Genomic DNA, 20,473 nt, shown 5'->3' with positions numbered 1-20,473 from the left:
TGACAAACAAAATAAGTAAATCCAATAACATGAATTCTAAAATTTTTCTTTTAGGACTTGTGATGCTTTTTTTAACTTCATGTAAAAAAGAGACTCCAATTAAAGTGACGACGGATGACTTCTGTGCTGCAGTTGATACTGTAACAGGAATTATGGTTCATGATATATTTTCGCCTCCGGTTGCCAGTAGAATTTATGTTTATCCTAATGTTGCCGCTTATGAGATTATGGCTCAAAACAACACTAAATATGAAAGTTTACAAGGGCAGTTAAAAGGATTAGATTCTATTCCTAAACTAGATCCGAAAAGTGGAGTGAATAAAAATTTAGCAGCACTTATTGCCCATATTGAAGTGAGTAAACAATTGATTTTTTCGGAGGAAGCTTTGGAAAAATACAGAGATAGTTTATATGAAAAGTGGGGTGCTGAAAATCAAAAAGAATTTGATGTGTCTAAAGAATACGCTTTAAAAGTGGTAGACAGAATCAAAAAGTGGATGGGAAAAGACAATTATAAACAAACTCGAACTTCTTCTAAATTTTCAGTTTATTCAGATCAACCAGGAAGATGGCAGCCAACTCCGCCATCTTATATGGATGGTGTGGAACCGCATTGGGGAGAAATAAGGACTTTAGTAATGGATTCGGCATCTCAATTTAAACCCAAAGCACCTTATCCTTTTTCTACTGATAAAAATTCTGCTTTTTATAAAGAGGCAAAAGAAACCTACGATGTCGGAAATTTGATTTCTGAAAAATTAATTGAAGTAGAGAAAAATCAAAGTAAACCAATTCCAGAAGAATCAGCAATTGCCTCATTTTGGGATTGTAATCCATATGCGACAGTGATACAGGGTCATATGATGTTTGCAAAGAAAAAAAATACACCTGATGCGCATTGGATTAATATTACTAAAATTGCTTTAAAAAAATCAAAATCAGATTTTGAAACTACTGTTTTTGCTTACACTATAACATCAATTGGAATTTTTGACTGCTTCATTAGTTGCTGGGACGAAAAGTATAGAAGTAATGTTGTACGTCCTGAAACGTATATTAATCAAAACATAGATGAGAACTGGAGACCACAATTACAAACACCTCCTTTTCCGGAATATGTAAGCGGACATTCAGTGGTGTCTTCGTGTTCGGCAATTATTCTAACCTCTATTTTTGGAGATAATTTTAGTTATATCGATGATTCAGAAGTTCCTTTTGGGTTGCCTAAAAGAACTTTTAAATCATTTAAACAAGCTGCCGCGGAAGCATCAATTAGCAGGCTTTACGGAGGAATTCACTACAGAGCAGCTATTGAGAATGGTGTTGTGCAGGGTAATACTATTGGAGATTATATTGTTAATAAATTAAAGATGATTAAAGAATAATGACAGTCAGAAAGAAAATCATAATAACTTGTAGTGCTTTTTTATCCTTATTTTTAATTTGGTATTTGCTCGTAAAGAAGACTGATTATTGTATTTCGTTCAAAGTAAGTGCGGCTACCGGGACCGTTTTTCAAGGAATTCAAGAGTGGTCTGTCATTCAGTTGGAAAAAGAAAAAGAAAATTATACTGTTTTAGAAAAGAGAAATTTTGATTTCATTAGACAAAAAATGAAAAAAGGTGATGCTCAAATGGAATACATCTGGGATATTACATATATAAATGATTCAGTTACAAAAGTGAATGTTGGTATAAAAGATTTAAATCATAGTATATACAACAAGTTAACGGTTCCGTTTTTTAGTACCCTTTTCAAAGAGTCTCAAATAAAAAAAATAACTGATTTTAAGAAAGGATTGGGTGAGCATTTAAAAAATTTTAAAGTAAGAATTGAAGGTGAAGGTGTTTCAGAAGAAACATTCGTTGCCTATATTAATCTGAAAAGTGTTTTACAGGAAAAGGGCCAAACTATGATTGCAAACGATGCTATTATTACTGGTTTTTTGTTTGAAAATAAGATAAAAATAATAGGTCGTCCTTACTTAGAAATTATGAATTGGGATCTTGATAAAGAAACAATTGATTTTAATTATTGTTTTCCAGTTGAAAAGCCAGCAAAGAATGTTATAAATAATGCTGTAAAATTTAAAACTCTACCTGCTATCAAAGGATTGAAAGCTACTTATTACGGCAATTTCAGGACTTCAGATAGGGCTTGGTTTGCCTTGATGGATTATGCAAAAAAGCACAATCTTAAATTGGAAAATAAACCATTGGAACATTTTCTGGCAAATCCTTTTAATGGAGGAAATGAATTAGAATGGGAAACTAAAATAATTATTCCTTTTACTTCTAAATAAATTAATTTTTTTAGGTGATTTTAAATTATCGAAAACGTTTTCGGGACTTCCGAAAACGTTTTTGTTTTTATTCTGTTTTTAATTGGCAATATTAAAATTAAATTTAGAAAAAATTAACAAATTAACCACGTAGAATGAATTTAAAAGTAAAATTGAGCTTTTGGCAGATAATCAATATGAATGTTGGTTTTTTTGGAATACAGTACAGCTTTGGTTTACAACAAAGTGCCGTAAATCCTATTTATGATTTTTTACATGCAAGTCCAGATCAAATTCCGATACTGAATCTTGCGGGACCTTTAACCGGCTTATTGATTCAACCTATTATTGGTGCGATGAGTGATAAAACTTGGCATCCACGATGGGGAAGGCGTAAACCCTACTTTTTTATTGGAGCTATAATTTGTAGTATCGCTTTATTTTTATTTCCATTTAGCAGTTCCTTGTGGATGGCCGCTGGTTTGCTTTGGATTTTAGATATTGGAAATAATACTGCAATGGAGCCGTATCGCGCTTTTATTGCGGATACATTGGACGAAGAGCAGCAGCCAACAGGTTTTCAGGCGCAGAGTTTCTTTACTGGTTTCGGGCAGTTTCTCGCTTATATTTCCCTTTTTCTGTTTCCAATTGTTTTTGTTGGTTATACTGGGTCGTTACCCACATGGATTTACGCTTCCTTCTTTTTAGGTGCAATCCTTTCGATCTCTTCTATATGGTGGAGTATGAGCAAAACGAAAGAAATCCCGCCAACAGCAGAAGAAATTGCCATTTTAAAAGCAGAACCCTTAAAGATTTTTTCGCCCTTTATTGATATTTACCAGGCCGTTTTAGAAATGCCTACAGTGATGTGGCAACTGTTTCTAGTGTATCTTTTTCAGTGGTATGCCATGATGTGCTATTGGCAAAACAATTCAAAAAGTATTGCCTTATCCGTGTGGAATGTAACTCCAAAGAACGTGATGGGTTATGAAAAAGCGGTAGAGTGGAATGGATTAATTGGTGCTTTTGGATTTATAGTTACATTTTCAATTGCTTTTTATTTGGCAAAATTAGCCAAGAAATATGGTGCTAAAATGATTCATTTTGTATGTCTGTTGTTTGGAGCATTTTCTTTTTTATGGTTTCCAATAGTGCAAAATCAATATGTATTTTTTGCGGTGATCATTGGTTACGGAATTGCTTGGGCAAGCATGATGGGAATACCGTATTTGATGGTTGTTGCTGTTGTTCCAAAAGAGCGTTATGGAGTTTACATGGGAATTATTAATATGATGATTGTTATTCCGATGATTATTCAAAATCTCTCATTTGGTTATATTTTAAAAAACTTCTTAGATAACGATCCTCGTCAAGCAATTACTTTTGCCGGAGTATTATTAGTGCTTGCTGCGCTCTGTACCTTATTAATCAAAATCAAAAAAACTAACGTAAGTGAATAATACAATAAATAATAAGATGGAAACTATAGACATTCTTTGTGTGGGTGAAGTATTGGTTGATTTTATCGGGCATCAAGAGGGTGTGCTGATAAATGAAACTAGAGATTATCATAGGTATTTAGGAGGTTCGCCTACTAATGTTGCTATGAATTCCACTCGGTTAGGTTTGAATACGATTATGGTTGCTACAGTTGGGAATGATGGTTTTGGTTCTTATATCACGGAACGCTTAACAAGCGTTGGAGTAAATACAGAACATCTTAACGTTCTAGACGACAAGTCGACTAGCGTAATTTTTGTTTCAAGATCTGAGGGTACGCCTGATTTTATACCGTATCGTTCGGCAGATTGTTGTATTTATGAAGAGCAAATCTCAGCGGAAATACTATCTAATACAAAGATATTCCATACCACTTGCTTCGCATTGAGTAAGAATCCGGCGCAAAAAACAATCCTGAAGAAGGCTCAAGAGGCGCACGATTTAGGTTGTAAGCTAAGTATTGATCTTAACTATGCAAGAAAGCTGTGGAAAAGCCAAAAAAAGGCTTTCAAAGTTATCAAAACCTATTGCCAGTTCAATCCACTAATAAAAATTAGTGAGGATGATATGTTGCGTCTTTTTGAGGAAGAACTTCCACATGAAGAGATATTCGAATTTTTTCACCAGCAAGGAGTGGATTTGGTTTGCTTAACCTTAGGAAGTAATGGCGTGAAACTATCTCTAAAGGGTAAAGAAATAATACAAATGCCAGCAATAAAAATTGACAAAGTGATGGATTCCACGGGAGCGGGCGATGCTTTTTGGTCTGGATTTTTATTTGCTTACATAAAAGAAAAATCAATTCATGAATGTTTGGACATTGCTTTAAAGTTAGCCGCTTTAAAACTTCAAAATGTAGGTCGACTTCCAGATAATATCAATATCCTTTCTAAACTTCTTTAAAATACAATGATACAAGACAATAAAAATATCAGCAATGGTGTAATGCTTAATGTTTATCCAGATAGCATTGGAGAAAAATTTAGGGATTCAATAGCCATGCTTAAAATGGAAGAATTTAAAGATGTGTTTTCTCTAATATACGTTTTGCCCACCTTTTTTAACAGTGATTTAGATAGAGGTTTTTCTATTATTGATTATGATATAAACAAGGAGTTAGTAGATGAAAAAGATTTAAAGGACTTGAATGAACTCCAAATAAAACTGAAATTTGATATTGTATTAAATCATCTCTCTGTTGCTTCTCCTCAGTTTAAAGACATGCTGCAACATGGGGATAAATCTAAATTCAAAGATTTTTTTATCAATTGGAATGAATTCTGGGAAGGAAACGGGACGAAAAACGAAGATGGAATTATTATACCAAAACCAGAATTTCTCAATAAATTATTCATGAGAAAGTCAGGTTTACCCATATTAAAAGTACGTTTCCCGGATGGGACAGAACAACCCTATTGGAACACCTTTTATCAGCAAATAACCTACAATCCAATTGGCGTGGCTGATTTGCAGTCTATTGCAGGGTTGACTGAGGCACAAAGACAATCTGTTGTTACCCTTGTGAACGCAGCTATAAATAACAATCAAGATTTTGCTACGCTAAATTTTGATGATTGTGCTCTGTTTAAATCAGAAATTTTACAAATTGTAGAACAAAAAAGATCTTATTTAGGACAAATGGACGTCAATGCCGCTTCGCCATTAGTATGGGAATTTTACGAGGAGACTCTGAAAAAATTAAGTGGATATGGTTGTACGATACTTAGATTAGATGCTTTTGCCTATCTGCATAAACAAGTGGGTGAATCTAATTTTTTTAATATACCAGGAACTTGGGAATATTTAGAGCGTATTAAGAAAATAGCACAACAAAATAATTTGATGCTTTTGCCAGAAATTCATGCAGAATATGGTTTGCATTTGCATGATGAGGTCGCCAATGAAGGGTATTATATCTATGATTTTTTCTTGCCAGGCTTAACCATTCACACTATCGAAAGTCAAACTAGCAGCGCTTTAATTCGATGGGCTAAGGAAATTATAGCCAAAGGATATAAAACGGTCAATATGCTGGGTTGCCATGATGGGATACCAGTTTTAGACTTGAAAGGCAAGGAGGTAAATGGCGTTTATAATAAAGGATTGTTAGAAGATGCTGAGATTGAAAGTATCATGAATACTATCATGGAAAGAGGTGGTCGTGTCAAAAATCTATATGACCCATCCGGAAACAAAATTTCTTATTATCAAATAAATGCCACGTTTTTTAGTGCATTAGGTGAAAATGAACAAAAGTTACTGCTTGCGAGAGTCATCCAAATGTTTATGCCCGGAATACCGCAGGTTTGGTATCTGGATATTTTTGCAGGTAAAAATAATTATGAGGCGGCTGATAATGGCGGAAGTGCCGGACATAAAGAAATTAATCGCACTGCATTGTCAATGAATGATATTGAAGAAGGTTTGAAAAGAGAAGTTGTCAAGAAACAGCTTGAAATCATTCGCTTAAGAAATACTTCTGATGCATTTTCTGGTGAAGTAGAAATAAATGATTTAACAGATGATATATTAGATATCAAGTGGACTAATGGTACAAGCATTGCGCACCTAATAGCAAACCTTAATAACAAAGGTTTTACAATTAAACTTACTGAGAATAAAATAACAACCACTAAGAGTTATTGATTCTTCTATAGCCAAAATAACATGTAAAAAGTTATAGTAAGTCGGATAATTACCTGAAAGCGCTAAAATCTAATAATTATTCAAATAAGTAAAAAATGAAAAAAAGTACGGTTAAAATTGCCATGTATCTCAATTACTTTGTATTTGCGATTCTGCTGAACAGCGTGGGAATTGTGATATTAAAGGCGCAAAAAAATTATGGTGTAGATGAATTGCAAGCTAGTGTTTTGGAGGCTTTCAAAGATTTACCCATTGCCATAGTTTCGTTTTTGATCGCTTCTTTTTTGCCTAGAATAGGATATAAAAGAGCCATGCTTATTGGTTTAGCTCTGGTTTCTGTAGCTTGTATTAGTATGTATTTTGGCAATTCTTTTGGAACGGCAAAATTGCTTTTTGCTACCGTTGGTGTTTCTTTTGCATTGATAAAAGTATCAGTGTATTCGCTAATCGGAACAATAACAGAAAATCAGCAGGAACACAATAGTTTGATGAGCAGCATTGAAGGCGTATTTATGATAGGAATTGCTTTAGCGTATTTCTTGTTCCCTGCTTTTAATTCAGATGCGAATCCAGATGCTTGGCTCAATGTTTATTGGCTGTTGGCTGCGATTTCGTTAGTCTCTTTTGGTTTTTTATTTTTTACTAAATTCGAAAATCAAACGGATATTCTTGGCGTAGATTTAGTAGATGACTTTAAACAAATGTTCAAATTATTCGCAAAATTGTTAACCATAGTTTTTGTAATCAGTGCGTTCTTATTTGTAATGATTGAGCAGGGAATCATGTCTTGGTTGCCAACTTTTAATAGTAAAGTATTACATCTTCCAGAGAATATTAGTATAATGATGGCGAGTATTTTGGCAATTTCATTAGCTGTAGGAAGACTTTTAGCAGGTGTAATAACTAAAAGAGTCAATTGGATTTGGGTACTTAGTTTTTGTATCGTAGCAGCTATGCTTATTGTGATTTTTGTACTTCCTAAAACAGTTGGTTTGGAGGTCAAAGAAATCAATTCGCTTGGTGATATTCCATTGATAGGATTTGCATTTCCATTAGTAGGACTTTTTATTGCGCCAATTTATCCCCTTTTAAATTCTGTGGTTTTAAGTGCTTTGCCAAAAAAAATGCACAGTTCAATGACCGGTTTAATCGTCGTTTTCTCTGCTCTTGGCGGAACTTTGGGCTCTAGAGTTATTGGTTATTTATTTAAAAACAAAGGTCCGGAAAATGCCTTTTATTATACCCTAATTCCAATGTCATTTTTGCTTGTTTCTTTCTTTATCTTAAAAAAACTTACCGCTAAACAATGAAATTTGTACTCAACATAGACAAAGTATTCCAGGAACTATTGCTTCAAGAGGATACCGATCAGGATAAAAAAATTACGAAAGACGATAATGGACCTAAAAAATTTGTTTTGGTCGACGAAGTTACCAAGAAAAAGGAAACTATTGTTGGGACCTATCATTTGTCTAATTTATTACAGGAATTAGCCCAGCAAAAAGGTTTAAAATCAGTATTAGGAGAAGTCGATTTGAGTCGCATTCAAGAGAATCCTGTACACCGAATTTCAAGAAAAATCAAAGATGATTATTGGGAGGAACTTACACGTACCATAGATAAAAAAGGATTGACACGAATTGTTGAAGATGAAAAAACCTCCAGTGATGTGGCTACGCTTTATGTTGCTACCAAAGACAAACAAGGAGTTGCTTATTTTCAGGCATTAGAACAAGAATTGCCAAATTTTAAAGTTGAAATTCTGCCTGAAAACTATTCGGTGGAATATGTGGAAACTTTAAATGACAAACCGGGAATTCTGGCTTTGGCTTTGGAACAAAAAATTTACAGTCTACAAGGTGTTCCTTTTGTAGTTCCTGGCGGAAGATTTAACGAAATGTATGGTTGGGACAGTTATTTTATTGGTGTAGGCTTATTAATTGACGGTCAAATTGGAAAAGCAATTGCGATTGCTGAAAATTTTAAATACCAAATCATTCACTACGGAAAAATTCTGAATGCGAATAGAAGTTATTATTTGACACGAACGCAACCACCTTTATATTCCTCTTTGCTAATCGAAATTGCAAAAAAGGAAATGCCAAGTTTAGAGTGGTTAAGAAGCCATTTGGAAACGGTTATTTTGGAATACAAGACGGTTTGGATGGTTCAAGGAAACCGATTGACACCAACTGGTTTAAACCGATACAAAGCGGACGGAATTGGAATGCCATTTGAAGTGGAGCCTGGACATTTTGATGATGTTTTAGAACCGTATGCTAAAAAATATAATTTACCTATTCGAGAATTCGAAAAACAATATTTACAGCGAACTCTTGTGGATGCGGAACTGGATGAGTATTTCGTTCATGACAGAAGCATGAGAGAAAGCGGGCACGACACCACTAACAGATTGATTAATACGTGTGCCAATTTGAATTCAGTGGATGTGAACAGTTTTCTTTATAAGTATGAAAAAGACGTTGCCTATCTAATTAGAACCTATTTCGGGAACGCTTTTCAAGTTGGCGATATCATTTATACTTCGGAGGAATGGGAACAAAAAGCACTTTTTCGTAAAGATAAAATGAATGAATTGTGTTGGAACGAGGATGCAAGTATGTATTTCGATTATGATTTTGTGAACCATAAGCAGTTTCCGTTTGAAGCTGCAACAACATTTTTTCCTTTGTGGGCTGGGCTGTGTGATGAACATCAGGCCAAAAAATTAGTAGAAGTTGCCTTGCCGCAATTTGTAAAAACTGGTGGTATAACCGGAAGTACAAAGGCGAGTATCGCAAATGCTCCAAAAGAAGCGCCGCAACGACAATGGGATTATCCATTTGGTTGGGCACCGCACCAAATGTTGCTTTGGGAAGGATTAATCAACTACAATTATTTAGATAAAGCACAAGAAATGGTGTACCGATGGTTGTGGTTAATTACTAAAAATGCGGTGGATTATAATGGAACGATTCCGGAAAAATTTGATTTAGAAATTAGTTCTCATAAAGTTTTTGCCGAATATGGAAATGTAGGAACTGAATTTGATTACATCGCGAAGGAAGGTTTTGGCTGGGTGAATGCGTCTTATCAGTATGGATTACAAATTTTGAACGACGAATTGAAACAGAAATTAGGAGAGTTGATTTCTCCAGATGATATATTTTAGAGGTTAAAAAATGTTTTTTGTTGTTTGAATGTTTATTTTTTTTAACTTTATGATTCACTAAATGAATCAATTATGACAGTTAATCAAATTTTAAGCACTAAAGGAAAGGAAGTTTATTCCATACTTTCCACTAACACTGTATACGAAGCATTGACAGTGATGAGCGAAAAAAACATCGGAGCAATTCTTATCATTGAAGATACCGTTCTGAAAGGAGTTTTATCCGAGAGAGATTATGCTCGAAAAATTGTTTTGAAAGCAAAATCCTCAAAGAAAGCCTTTGTTCATGAAATTATGGAGACGGATGTGGTTACGGTAAGTCCATCAGATAATTTAGAATTTTGTATGGAATTAATGAGTACCAAAAGAGTTCGTCATCTTCCCGTTTTAGAAAATAATATTGTTATTGGGATTATCTCCATCAGTGATGTTGTAAAGGCTATAATCGAAATACAGAAAGATACTATTCAACATTTAAACACGTACATTACACAATAAAAATATTGGTATAAATTTTAAATAGCTGCATTTACATGCGGCTATTTTTATTGGAGAATGGCTGTAATAGTGTATTTTTCATAAAAGAATAGGATAAAAGCTGACTTTTTAAGCCAAGTCTTCTATCTTTGTCAACTAGAATAAAATCTAAAAACAATGGAAAAGAATAGCAAAAGAAGAGAAGCATTATTATACCACGCAAAGCCAACTCCTGGTAAAATTCAAGTAGTTCCCACTAAGAAATATGCAACACAAAGAGATTTGTCTTTGGCGTATTCTCCTGGTGTAGCTGAGCCGTGTTTAGAAATTGCAAAAGACGTAAACAACGTTTATAAATATACCGCTAAAGGAAATTTAGTTGCCGTAATCACTAATGGAACTGCAGTTTTAGGATTGGGTGACATAGGTCCGGAAGCATCAAAACCAGTAATGGAAGGTAAAGGATTATTGTTTAAAATTTTTGCTGATATTGATGTGTTTGACATCGAAATTGGAACTAAAGATATTGAAGAATTCATCCAGACAGTTAAAAATATAGCGCCAACTTTTGGTGGTATAAACTTGGAGGATATTAAAGCGCCGGAATCTTTTGAAATTGAAAGAAGATTAGTAGAAGAGTTAGATATTCCTGTGATGCACGATGATCAGCATGGAACAGCTATCATATCATCTGCAGCATTGTTGAATGCTTTAGAATTAGCGGATAAAAAAGCAGAAGATGTAAAAATGGTCGTTTCGGGAGCAGGTTCTGCTGCTTTGGCTTGTGCCGATTTATATGTTTTATTAGGAGTGAAAATTGAAAATATTTTCATGTTCAATAGCAAAGGATTATTGACAAAAGACAATCCGAAATTATCGGAATTACAGTTAAAGTATGCAAAAGATATACCTTCTATGAATTTAGAAGAAGCTTTAGTTGGGGCAGATATCTTTCTAGGATTGTCCACCGGAGGAATTATGTCTCCGCAAATGCTGCTTGGAATGGCTGATAATCCTATCGTTTTTGCGATGGCAAATCCTGATCCGGAAATAGATTACAATTTAGCCATAGCCACGCGTAAAGATGTTATCATGGCAACAGGTCGTTCTGATTTTCCTAATCAGGTAAATAATGTTCTTGGATTTCCTTATATTTTCAGAGGAGCATTAGATGTTCGTGCCACGAAGATAAATGAAGCTATGAAAATGGCAGCCGTTAAAGCACTTGCTTCATTGACTAAAGAATCAGTTCCAGAACAAGTGAACGTTGCTTATGGAGCTACAAAATTAAATTTTGGTAGAGAATATATCATCCCAAAACCATTTGATCCAAGATTAATAACGATTGTTGCGCCTGCTGTTGCAAAAGCTGCAATGGATTCTGGTGTGGCATTGAATCCTATTACTGATTGGAAAAAGTACGAAGAAGAATTATTAGACCGCTTAGGGAATGATAATAAAATGGTTCGTCTGATTGCAAACAGAGCGAAAATGGATCCAAAAAGAATAGTTTTTGCTGAAGCAGATCATTTAGATGTTCTTAAAGCAGCTCAAATTGTGTGGGAAGAAGGTATCGGTTTTCCAATTTTATTAGGGAACAAAGAAATTATTTTAGAGTTAAAAGAAGAAATTGGTTTTGATGCCGATGTTCAAATTATAGATCCTAAAATTGACGAGGAAGAAGCCAGAAGAAATAAGTTTGCCAATACGTATTGGTCATCAAGACAAAGACGTGGTATTTCATTTTTGGATGCACAGAAGTTAATGCGTGAAAGAAACTATTTTGCGGCAATGATGGTTAATGAAGGAGAAGCAGATGCACTGGTAACAGGGCATTCCAGAAGTTATCCTTCAGTGGTTAAACCAATGTTACAGCTTATTGACAAAGCACCGGGAGCTTCTATTGTAGCTACTACTAACATGATGATGACGGCTCGTGGGCCAATGTTTTTATCGGATACCGCAATAAATATTAATCCATCCGCTGACGATTTAGCTAAAATTGCAATCATGACGGCTAAAACGGCCAAAATGTTTGGGGTAGAACCGGTTATAGCAATGATCTCATTTTCTAATTTTGGATCTTCAACAAGTGAAAGTGCAAACAAAGTAAGAGAAGCAGTTTCTTATTTGCATAAAAATCATCCTGATATGATTATTGATGGAGAAATTCAAGCGGATTTCGCCTTGAATCCAGAAATGTTGAAAGCTAAGTTTCCTTTTTCTAAACTAGCCGGTAAAAAAGTAAACACGTTGATTTTTCCAAATCTGGAATCAGCGAATATTACCTATAAACTGTTGAAAGAATTAAACAAGGTAGATTCTATTGGACCTATCATGTTAGGAATGGGAAAACCAGTTCACATATTTCAATTAGGTGCCAGCGTTGAGGAAATGGTCAATATGGCGGCAATTGCTGTGATTGATGCTCAGGAAAAGGAAATGAAAAAAGTAAAACAAGTTTAATAGTCTGTAGACAAGAAGCATAGTTAAAATTTTAAATTTAATTTAAGCGTATGCTAATTTTGTTATATTTGGAAATATATTAAGACTTCATGATAGCACATTTACAAGGTAAACTAGTAGAAAAATCGCCAACACAAATAATTATTGATTGTGGAGGCGTTGGCTACCATGTTAATATTTCTTTACATACGTATTCTTTGCTTCCAAGTACAGATTTCATAAAAGTGTATACGCATCTTCAGATAAAGGAGGATGCGCATACACTTTTTGGTTTTATGGAAAAGTCAGAAAGAGAGATTTTCAGACTCTTATTGTCCGTTTCTGGAATAGGAGCAAGTATAGCTCGGACGATGCTTTCTTCATTAGATCCAAAACAAATTACCAATGCAATAGCATCTGCGGATGTAGTTACAATTCAGTCCATTAAAGGTATAGGAAGTAAAACAGCACAAAGAGTAATACTGGATTTGAAAGAAAAAGTATTAAAATTGTATGATTTAGACGAAGTTTCTATGTCACAAAGCAATACAAATCGAGATGAAGCGTTATCAGCTTTGGAAGTTTTAGGATTTGTACGAAAAACTTCTGAAAAAATTATAGAAAAAATTGTTAAAGAAGATCCGGATGCTTCTGTGGAAACAATTATCAAAAAAGCTTTAAAAAACCTTTAAAAGGTATTCAAGAAACACGAGTTGTATGCATAAAATTTGTATTTTTTTGCTTGTTTTATTTTGTGGTTTTGTGTCGCAGGCTCAGGTGAAACAGGAGGCTCAGGATACCGTTAAAACTGGATTTTCTATTGGAAAGCTTCAACTAAAAAACCCTCAGAGTATTCTTTCTGCTTACACGTATGATCCCGTTACGGATCGGTACGTTTATACTAATTCAGTCGATGGGTTTTCGATTAATTATCCTATTATTTTAACGCCAAAAGAATACGAAAGTCTTGTTTTGAAAGAATCCATGCGCGATTATTTCAAGCAAAAAGTAGACGCAATTGACGGTAAAAAAGAAGGAAGCGAACTCGCAAAAAGAGATTTGTTACCTAGATATTACATAAAATCAGGGCTTTTTGAATCCATTTTTGGTAGTAATACAATTGATGTGAAGCCTACCGGTTCTATTGAAATGGATTTGGGAATGCGGTACACGAAACAAGATAATCCATCTTTTTCGCCAAGAAACCGATCTAATCTTTCTTTCGATTTTGATCAAAGAATCAGCATGAGTTTGATGGGGAAAGTGGGGACGCGACTTAATGTGAATGCCAATTATGATACGCAGTCTACATTTGCTTTTCAAAATTTAATCAAATTAGATTACGCTCCTACTGAGGATGATATTATTCAAAAAATAGAAGTGGGTAATGTAAGCATGCCGTTGAACAGTTCTTTGATTCGGGGTGCGCAGAGTTTATTTGGTGTGAAAACCCAACTGCAATTTGGAAAAACAACAATTACAGGAGTTTTTTCGGAACAAAAATCACAAACTAAAAGTCTAATTGCGCAAGGCGGAGGAACAATTGAGGATTTCGAAATGTTTGCTTTGGATTATGATAGTGATCGACACTTTTTCTTATCCCAATATTTTAGAAATCGTTACGATAAGTCACTCGCAAATTATCCTTTTATTGATAGTAGAGTCCAAATTTCCAGAATCGAAATCTGGGTTACAAACAAGCAAAACCGTGTAACTACAACCAATAATAATCTAAGAAATATTATTGCGATTCAGGATTTAGGAGAAGGTCAATTATCCAGTATTCCTGATAATGAAGTGGTTGTTTTAGATCCTTCAACAGGAATTTTTAATAATCCTTTCGATTCTCCTGCTGATAATACTAATAACGATTATGATCCTGCTCAAATACTTACGGGAACAGGATTGCTTAACGCTAATATTCGGGAAATTGTTACTTCAAATTCTGGGTTTAATACCACGGTAAGCGAAGGTCAGGATTACTCTAAACTAGAAAATGCGAGAAAACTGAATCCTAATGAATATACGTTCAACCCACAATTAGGATATATTTCATTGCAACAACGACTGGCAAATGATGAGGTTTTAGCAGTGGCGTACCAATATACGATTGGTGATAAAGTGTATCAAGTTGGAGAATTTGGTAACGATGGCGTAGATGCCACTGTGGTTACAGGTAACAGTCCGTCCAATCAAGCCATCATCTCACAAAGTTTGGTATTAAAAATGCTGAAAAGCAACTTGACCAATGTTAAAAATCCGGTTTGGAACCTGATGATGAAAAATATCTATCAGATTCAGGGCGGGTATCAATTGAAACAAGAAGATTTTAGATTCAATATACTTTACACGGATCCTTCGCCATTAAATTATATTACGGAGGTTCCGGGAAGTCCTTTTCCTCCAAATCCAACTCCTGAAAATAAAGTTGCTGAAACTCCTTTACTTAAAGTATTCAACTTAGATAAATTGAACTACAACAACGACCCTCAAACTGGCGGTGATGGTTTTTTTGATTTTATGCCAGGATTGACAATCGATGCTCAAAACGGAAGAATAATTTTTACCACCAAAGAGCCTTTTGGAGAATTGTTGTTCTCTAAATTATCTAATACAGGTTCTACCGAAAATTATAATGTAGTTAGTTCTTATAATGAAAATCAGAAGAAATATGTGTTCCGTAATATGTACCGAAATACACAATCGGGCGCGTTGCAAGACAGTGAAAAAAATAAATTTTTATTAAGAGGAAAATATAAATCAACAGGTAGTGACGGGATTCCTATTGGCGCATTCAATGTTCCGCAAGGTTCTGTGGTTGTTACCGCAGCGGGAAGAGTTTTAGTAGAAGGGGTTGATTATAGTGTGAATTATCAGTTAGGCCGCGTTCAAATTTTGGATCCATCCCTACAAGCCTCTAATACACCAATCGAAGTGTCATTGGAAAACAACTCGGTTTTTGGTCAGCAAACCAGAAGATTCATGGGCTTAAATGTAGAGCATAAAATTTCTGATAATTTCGTAGTCGGTGGTACATTCTTGAAAATGTCTGAAAGACCATTTACCCAAAAATCTAGCTTTGGACAAGAATCCGTTAATAATACTATTTTTGGATTCAACACTAACTTCTCTACCGAAGTTCCTTTCTTTACCCGTTTGGTAAATAAATTACCAAATATTGATACTGATGTGCCTTCTAATCTTTCGGTACGAGGTGAAATTGCATTTTTGAAACCGGATACGCCAAAAGCAGATCAGTTTCAGGGAGAATCCACTATTTATGTTGATGATTTTGAGGGTTCGCAATCTACCATTGATATGCGGTCTCCGTATTCTTGGAGTTTGGCATCCACTCCGGAGCGAAACGCTACAAGTACGTATGATTTCAATGCAAATGCCAATGATTTGAGCTATGGTTTCAAAAGAGCCAAATTAGCTTGGTATTCCATAGATCCTATTTTTTATGCTCAAAAACCGGCTGGAATCTTAAATGAAGACTTGTCTTTCAATAAAACCAGAAGAATTTTTAGCGAGGAATTGTATCCTTTGACTGATATTGCACAAGGACAATCACAAGTTGTAAATACATTAGATTTAAGTTACTATCCATCGGATAGAGGACCATATAACAACAGTCCAAATGGAGCTTCAAACCCGGCCGAAAACTTTGGGGGAATTATGCGATCGCTGAATTCCACAAATTTCGAGCAAGGAAATGTGGAGTATATTCAGTTTTGGGTGTTAGATCCGTACGTTGGAAATGGTCAGGCTCTACAATCAAACACTGGAAAAATCTATTTCAATTTAGGAGAAATAGCAGAAGATGTTTTGAAAGACGGGAGGAAGCAATATGAAAATGGACTTGGGCCAGATCAAATATTGGTAAATCCCCGACCGTTATGGGGAGATGTTCCTGCTTCTCAATCGTTGATTTATGCTTTTGATACCAATGCTGATAATAGAAAGAATCAAGATATTGGTCTGGATGGTTTGTCCAATGACAATGAAGGATCTGTATATACGAATTTCGCATCGGAACTGGATCCGGCTGCAGATGATTATACTTTTTATCTCAATACAGATGGAGGGATTTTGGAACGATATAAAAATTATAATGGTACCGATGGTAACTCAGCGGTGGATATTACGGATCCTAATAGAGGTTCGTCTACGTTTCCCGATGTAGAGGATATAAACAGAGACAATACGATGAACACTATCAATGCGTATTATGAATACAGTATTGATGTCCAGCCTGGGATGACTGTAGGACAAAATTACATCACCGATATAAGAAATACACAGGTGACGCTGCCAGATGGATCGACTACCGAGGCCAGATGGTTGCAATTTAAAATTCCAGTTTCTCAACCTGAAAACACGATTGGAAATATTTCTGATTTCAGATCCATACGTTTTATGAGAATGTTCATGACGGGTTTTAATGAGGAAGTTACGCTGCGTTTTGGAGCCTTGGATTTAGTGCGTGGCGAATGGAGAAGGTATACTAATACGCTTGATTTTAATGATACAAATATTTTAGATGACAATACTAATTTAGATGTTTTGGCAGTAAACGTTCAGGAAAATAACGAAAGATGTCCGGTAAATTATATTACTCCTCCAGGTGTTCAAAGAGAGCAATTGTTCAATAATAATACGGTAATCAATCAAAATGAGCAATCGTTGGCATTAAGAGTTTCTGGCGACGGATTAGAGCCGGAAGATTCCAGAGCAGTTTTTAAAAATGTGAGTATTGATATGCGTCAATTCAAGAAATTGAAAATGTTTTTACACGCGGAATCTTTGACTGGCGAAATTGCACTTCAAGACAATCAGATGGTTGGTTTTATTCGTTTTGGAAATGATTTTACCCAAAATTTCTATCAAGTTGAGATTCCTTTAAAAGTAACTGTTGCTTCGTCTGCTTCAAATGCTGATTGTGGTCCTTTGAGTGCAGAAGCGGTTTGGCCAGAAGAGAATGAAATTGATTTGTCTTTGGCATTACTGACTAAATTGAAGATTTTAGCAATGGGTGTTGATCCAACCACGCTGCCATTGGACGGGATTTATTATCCAGATTCAGATCCCAGCAAACCAGACGGAGATGGAAGCAGTTCATTGAAGTTAGGGATAAAAGGAAATCCTAATTTTGGATTAGTGCGTACGCTTATGGTAGGTGTGAAAAACAGTGATCTTCGTAACGATATAAAAGGAGAAGTTTGGTTCAATGAACTTCGTTTGGCAGATATGGACAACCAAGGTGGAATGGCTGCGGTATTGAATGTGGATTCAAATTTAGCTGATTTCGCCACGATTTCAGCTTCGGGAAGAAAAAGCACTATCGGTTTTGGAGCATTGGAACAAGGCCCTAATGAAAGAAGTCGAGAAGATACTGAGCAATATAGTATTGTGACCAATTTAAATCTTGGAAAATTATTGCCTCAAAAATGGGGTGTCAATTTGCCGTTCAATTACGCTATAGGAGAAGAAACAATAACTCCGGAATACGATCCTTTCAATCAAGATATCAAATTAAAACAGTTGCTTGATAATACTGCTGACCAAAATAAAAAAGACAATATTACCAGCAGAGCGGTTGATTATACAAAACGTAAAAGTATCAACTTTATCGGAGTGAGAAAAGAACGCCAGCCGGAGCAAAAGCAACGTGTTTATGATCCGGAAAACTTCACGTTTTCTCAGTCTTTTAACGAAGTAGAAAGACATGATTTTGAAATCGAGGACTATGTAGATCAGCAGGCAAATTCATCTGTTGATTATGCGTACAGTTTTCAGCCTAAGTCTGTAGAGCCTTTTAAGAAGACCAAATTCTTGAAAAAAAGTAATTATTGGAAGCTCTTAAGCGATTTCAATTTTAATTATTTGCCTGCTAATATTTCGTTTAATACCAATATAAACAGAAAGTATAATCGTCAGCAATTTAGACAAGTGGAAGTGGAAGGAATTGGTATTGATCCATTGTACCGCAGAAACTTTGCTTTTAATTATCAATACGGGTTCAATTATAATCTGACAAAATCGTTGAAATTAAATTATACGGCATCTTCAAGCAATATCGTAAAAAATTATTTGAATGAAGATAATGAGCCTATTGACAGTTTTACTATTTGGGACAGTTATTGGGATATTGGGGATCCAAACCAGCACATGCAACAATTAGTTGTGAATTACGAAATACCAATTAATAAAATACCATTATTCAGTTTCGTTAAAGCAAATTATTCCTATACAGGAGACTATAGCTGGCAAAGAACTTCTAATGCGTTGTCACAAATTCAAATTGACGGTCAAGATTATAATTTAGGGAATACAATCCAGAATGCGAGTTCCAATAATTTGAATGCTACATTCAATATGGAAATGTTGTACAAATATTTAGGAGTGACAAAAAACACGAACAAAGCACTTCCAAAACCTAAAGCGGCAGCGCCAAAACCGGGTGAAAAAATAGTGAATACTAATGCGAATCAAATTCCAAAAAACAATGCATTTGTTGATGGTCTAATTGGAGTTTTGACCAGTGTAAAGAATATTCAAATGAATTATACCCACAACAGCGGTACAATTTTACCTGGTTATACGCCGGGTGTTGGATTCCTGGGATCTTCAAGACCTTCATTAGGATTTATTTTTGGAAGTCAAGATGATGTTCGTTATGAAGCTGCTAAAAATGGTTGGTTGACTAATTATCCAGACTTTAACCAAAATTTCGCTCAAGTAACTAATAAATTATTTAAGGCTACAGCCAATGTAGATTTGTTCCCAGATTTAAAGATTGATTTGACATTAGATAGGGCTTTTTCTGAAAATTCTTCGGAACAATATGATGTAACTAATGGCATTTACAATCCGAGATCGCCATATAGTACAGGAATTTTCTCTATATCAGCAGTTTTAATAAAGACCTCGTTTTCTACCAGTAATGAAATTTCATCAGAGGCTTTTGATGATTTCAGAATGAATCGACTAACGGTAGCAAATCGTTTAGCCACAGAAAGAGGAATTGATATCAATAATCCTGTCAATATCGATGCTGAAGGATTTCCTTTAGGATATGGAAAAAATAATCAAGCTGTTTTGTTACCGGCCTTTTTAGCAGCGTATTCCGGAGGTGATGCATCAAATGTTTCGCTTGGAATTTTTAGAAGTTTTCCAATACCAAACTGGGCTATAAAATATAATGGATTGATGCGTTATGGTATTTTCAAAAAGAATTTCAAACGCTTCTCTTTGCAACATAATTATCGCGCTTCGTACACTATAAATGCATTCAGATCGAATTTTGAATATGATAATGAACCAAATGGAGTTGATGCAAGCGGTAATTTTTTCAACCAGACGATTATGTCTAATATCAACTTGGTAGAGCAATTCAGCCCACTTTTAAGAATGGATTTTGAATTGAAAAGTTCTTTAAAAGTACTGACTGAAATTAAAAAAGATAGAGCTTTATCAATGAGTTTTGATAATAATTTATTGACCGAGGTAAAAGGAATTGAATATGTAGTAGGATTGGGGTACCGATTTAAAGATGTAATTTTCTCCTCAAGATTGGCGGACAATCCAACTGGAATTATAAAAAGCGACATCAATTTGAAAGGGGATTTATCCTATCGAAACAATCAGACCATTGTACGTTATTTAGATTATGACAACAATCAATTGGCAGGTGGACAAAATATTTGGTCCATAAAATTAACGGCGGATTACGCATTCAGCAAAAACCTAACTGCCATTTTTTATTACGATCATGCTTTTTCTAAAGCGGTAATTTCGACTTCTTTTCCGTTGACGAATATTCGTTCCGGATTTACGCTTCGTTATAATTTTGGAAATTAATTTTTCAAAATCTAAAGCAGATTTGAATAGAAGATTGTTACATTTGTCACAGAAAATTTCAATTATCAATTAATAATTATCAATTACAA

General features: G+C 34.9%; 11 protein-coding genes. All 11 read left to right on the top strand.

Annotated elements, in window-relative coordinates; all coding sequences use genetic code 11:
- The first annotated feature begins 29 nt into the window (after positions 1 to 29).
- The 11 genes from G7A72_RS07305 (at position 30) to sprA (ending at position 20,384) form a co-directional block, all read left to right on the top strand.
- Positions 30 to 1,385: a vanadium-dependent haloperoxidase gene (locus G7A72_RS07305; protein ID WP_165153693.1), complete on the top strand. Its 1,356-nt coding sequence runs from the start codon at positions 30 to 32 to the stop codon at positions 1,383 to 1,385.
- 161 nt (positions 1,386 to 1,546) lie between these two features.
- The gene (locus G7A72_RS07300) at positions 1,547 to 2,302 is read left to right on the top strand and encodes a GyrI-like domain-containing protein (RefSeq protein ID WP_241258594.1); all 756 of its coding nucleotides are present in this window, start codon (positions 1,547 to 1,549) and stop codon (positions 2,300 to 2,302) included.
- A gap of 134 nt (positions 2,303 to 2,436) precedes the next feature.
- On the top strand, positions 2,437 to 3,741 hold the full coding sequence (locus tag G7A72_RS07295; RefSeq protein ID WP_113665027.1) for an MFS transporter: 1,305 nt from the start codon (positions 2,437 to 2,439) through the stop codon (positions 3,739 to 3,741).
- 16 nt (positions 3,742 to 3,757) lie between these two features.
- Entirely contained in the window at positions 3,758 to 4,684 is a 927-nt protein-coding gene (locus G7A72_RS07290) for a carbohydrate kinase family protein (protein WP_165151985.1), read from the top strand.
- Positions 4,685 to 4,690: 6 nt separating this feature from the next.
- Positions 4,691 to 6,427, top strand: a complete 1,737-nt coding sequence (locus G7A72_RS07285) for an alpha-amylase family glycosyl hydrolase (protein ID WP_165151984.1) — start codon at positions 4,691 to 4,693, stop codon at positions 6,425 to 6,427.
- A 95-nt stretch (positions 6,428 to 6,522) separates the two neighbouring features.
- Entirely contained in the window at positions 6,523 to 7,737 is a 1,215-nt protein-coding gene (locus G7A72_RS07280) for a sugar MFS transporter (RefSeq protein ID WP_165151983.1), read from the top strand.
- Complete coding sequence (locus G7A72_RS07275; RefSeq protein ID WP_165151982.1) at positions 7,734 to 9,599, top strand: trehalase family glycosidase; 1,866 nt, start codon at positions 7,734 to 7,736, stop codon at positions 9,597 to 9,599. The genes G7A72_RS07280 and G7A72_RS07275 overlap by 4 nt, the downstream gene beginning before the upstream one ends.
- Positions 9,600 to 9,671: 72 nt before the next feature.
- Positions 9,672 to 10,097, top strand: a complete 426-nt coding sequence (locus G7A72_RS07270) for a CBS domain-containing protein (RefSeq protein ID WP_113665031.1) — start codon at positions 9,672 to 9,674, stop codon at positions 10,095 to 10,097.
- A 156-nt stretch (positions 10,098 to 10,253) separates the two neighbouring features.
- Positions 10,254 to 12,542, top strand: a complete 2,289-nt coding sequence (locus G7A72_RS07265) for an NADP-dependent malic enzyme (RefSeq protein ID WP_165151981.1) — start codon at positions 10,254 to 10,256, stop codon at positions 12,540 to 12,542.
- An 89-nt stretch (positions 12,543 to 12,631) separates the two neighbouring features.
- The gene (gene ruvA / locus G7A72_RS07260) at positions 12,632 to 13,213 is read left to right on the top strand and encodes a Holliday junction branch migration protein RuvA (RefSeq protein ID WP_113634012.1); all 582 of its coding nucleotides are present in this window, start codon (positions 12,632 to 12,634) and stop codon (positions 13,211 to 13,213) included.
- Between the two features lie 25 nt (positions 13,214 to 13,238).
- Positions 13,239 to 20,384, top strand: coding sequence for a cell surface protein SprA (gene sprA / locus G7A72_RS07255; RefSeq protein ID WP_165151980.1), 7,146 nt, complete (start codon positions 13,239 to 13,241; stop codon positions 20,382 to 20,384).
- Positions 20,385 to 20,473: the final 89 nt, after the last annotated feature.

This window comes from Flavobacterium sp. Sr18, from assembly GCF_011064265.1.
In the GTDB taxonomy this organism is placed as follows: Bacteria; Bacteroidota; Bacteroidia; order Flavobacteriales; family Flavobacteriaceae; genus Flavobacterium; species Flavobacterium petrolei.
The sequence above is the reverse complement of the archived record's forward strand: the minus strand, read 5'-3'. Positions and strand labels throughout refer to the sequence as shown.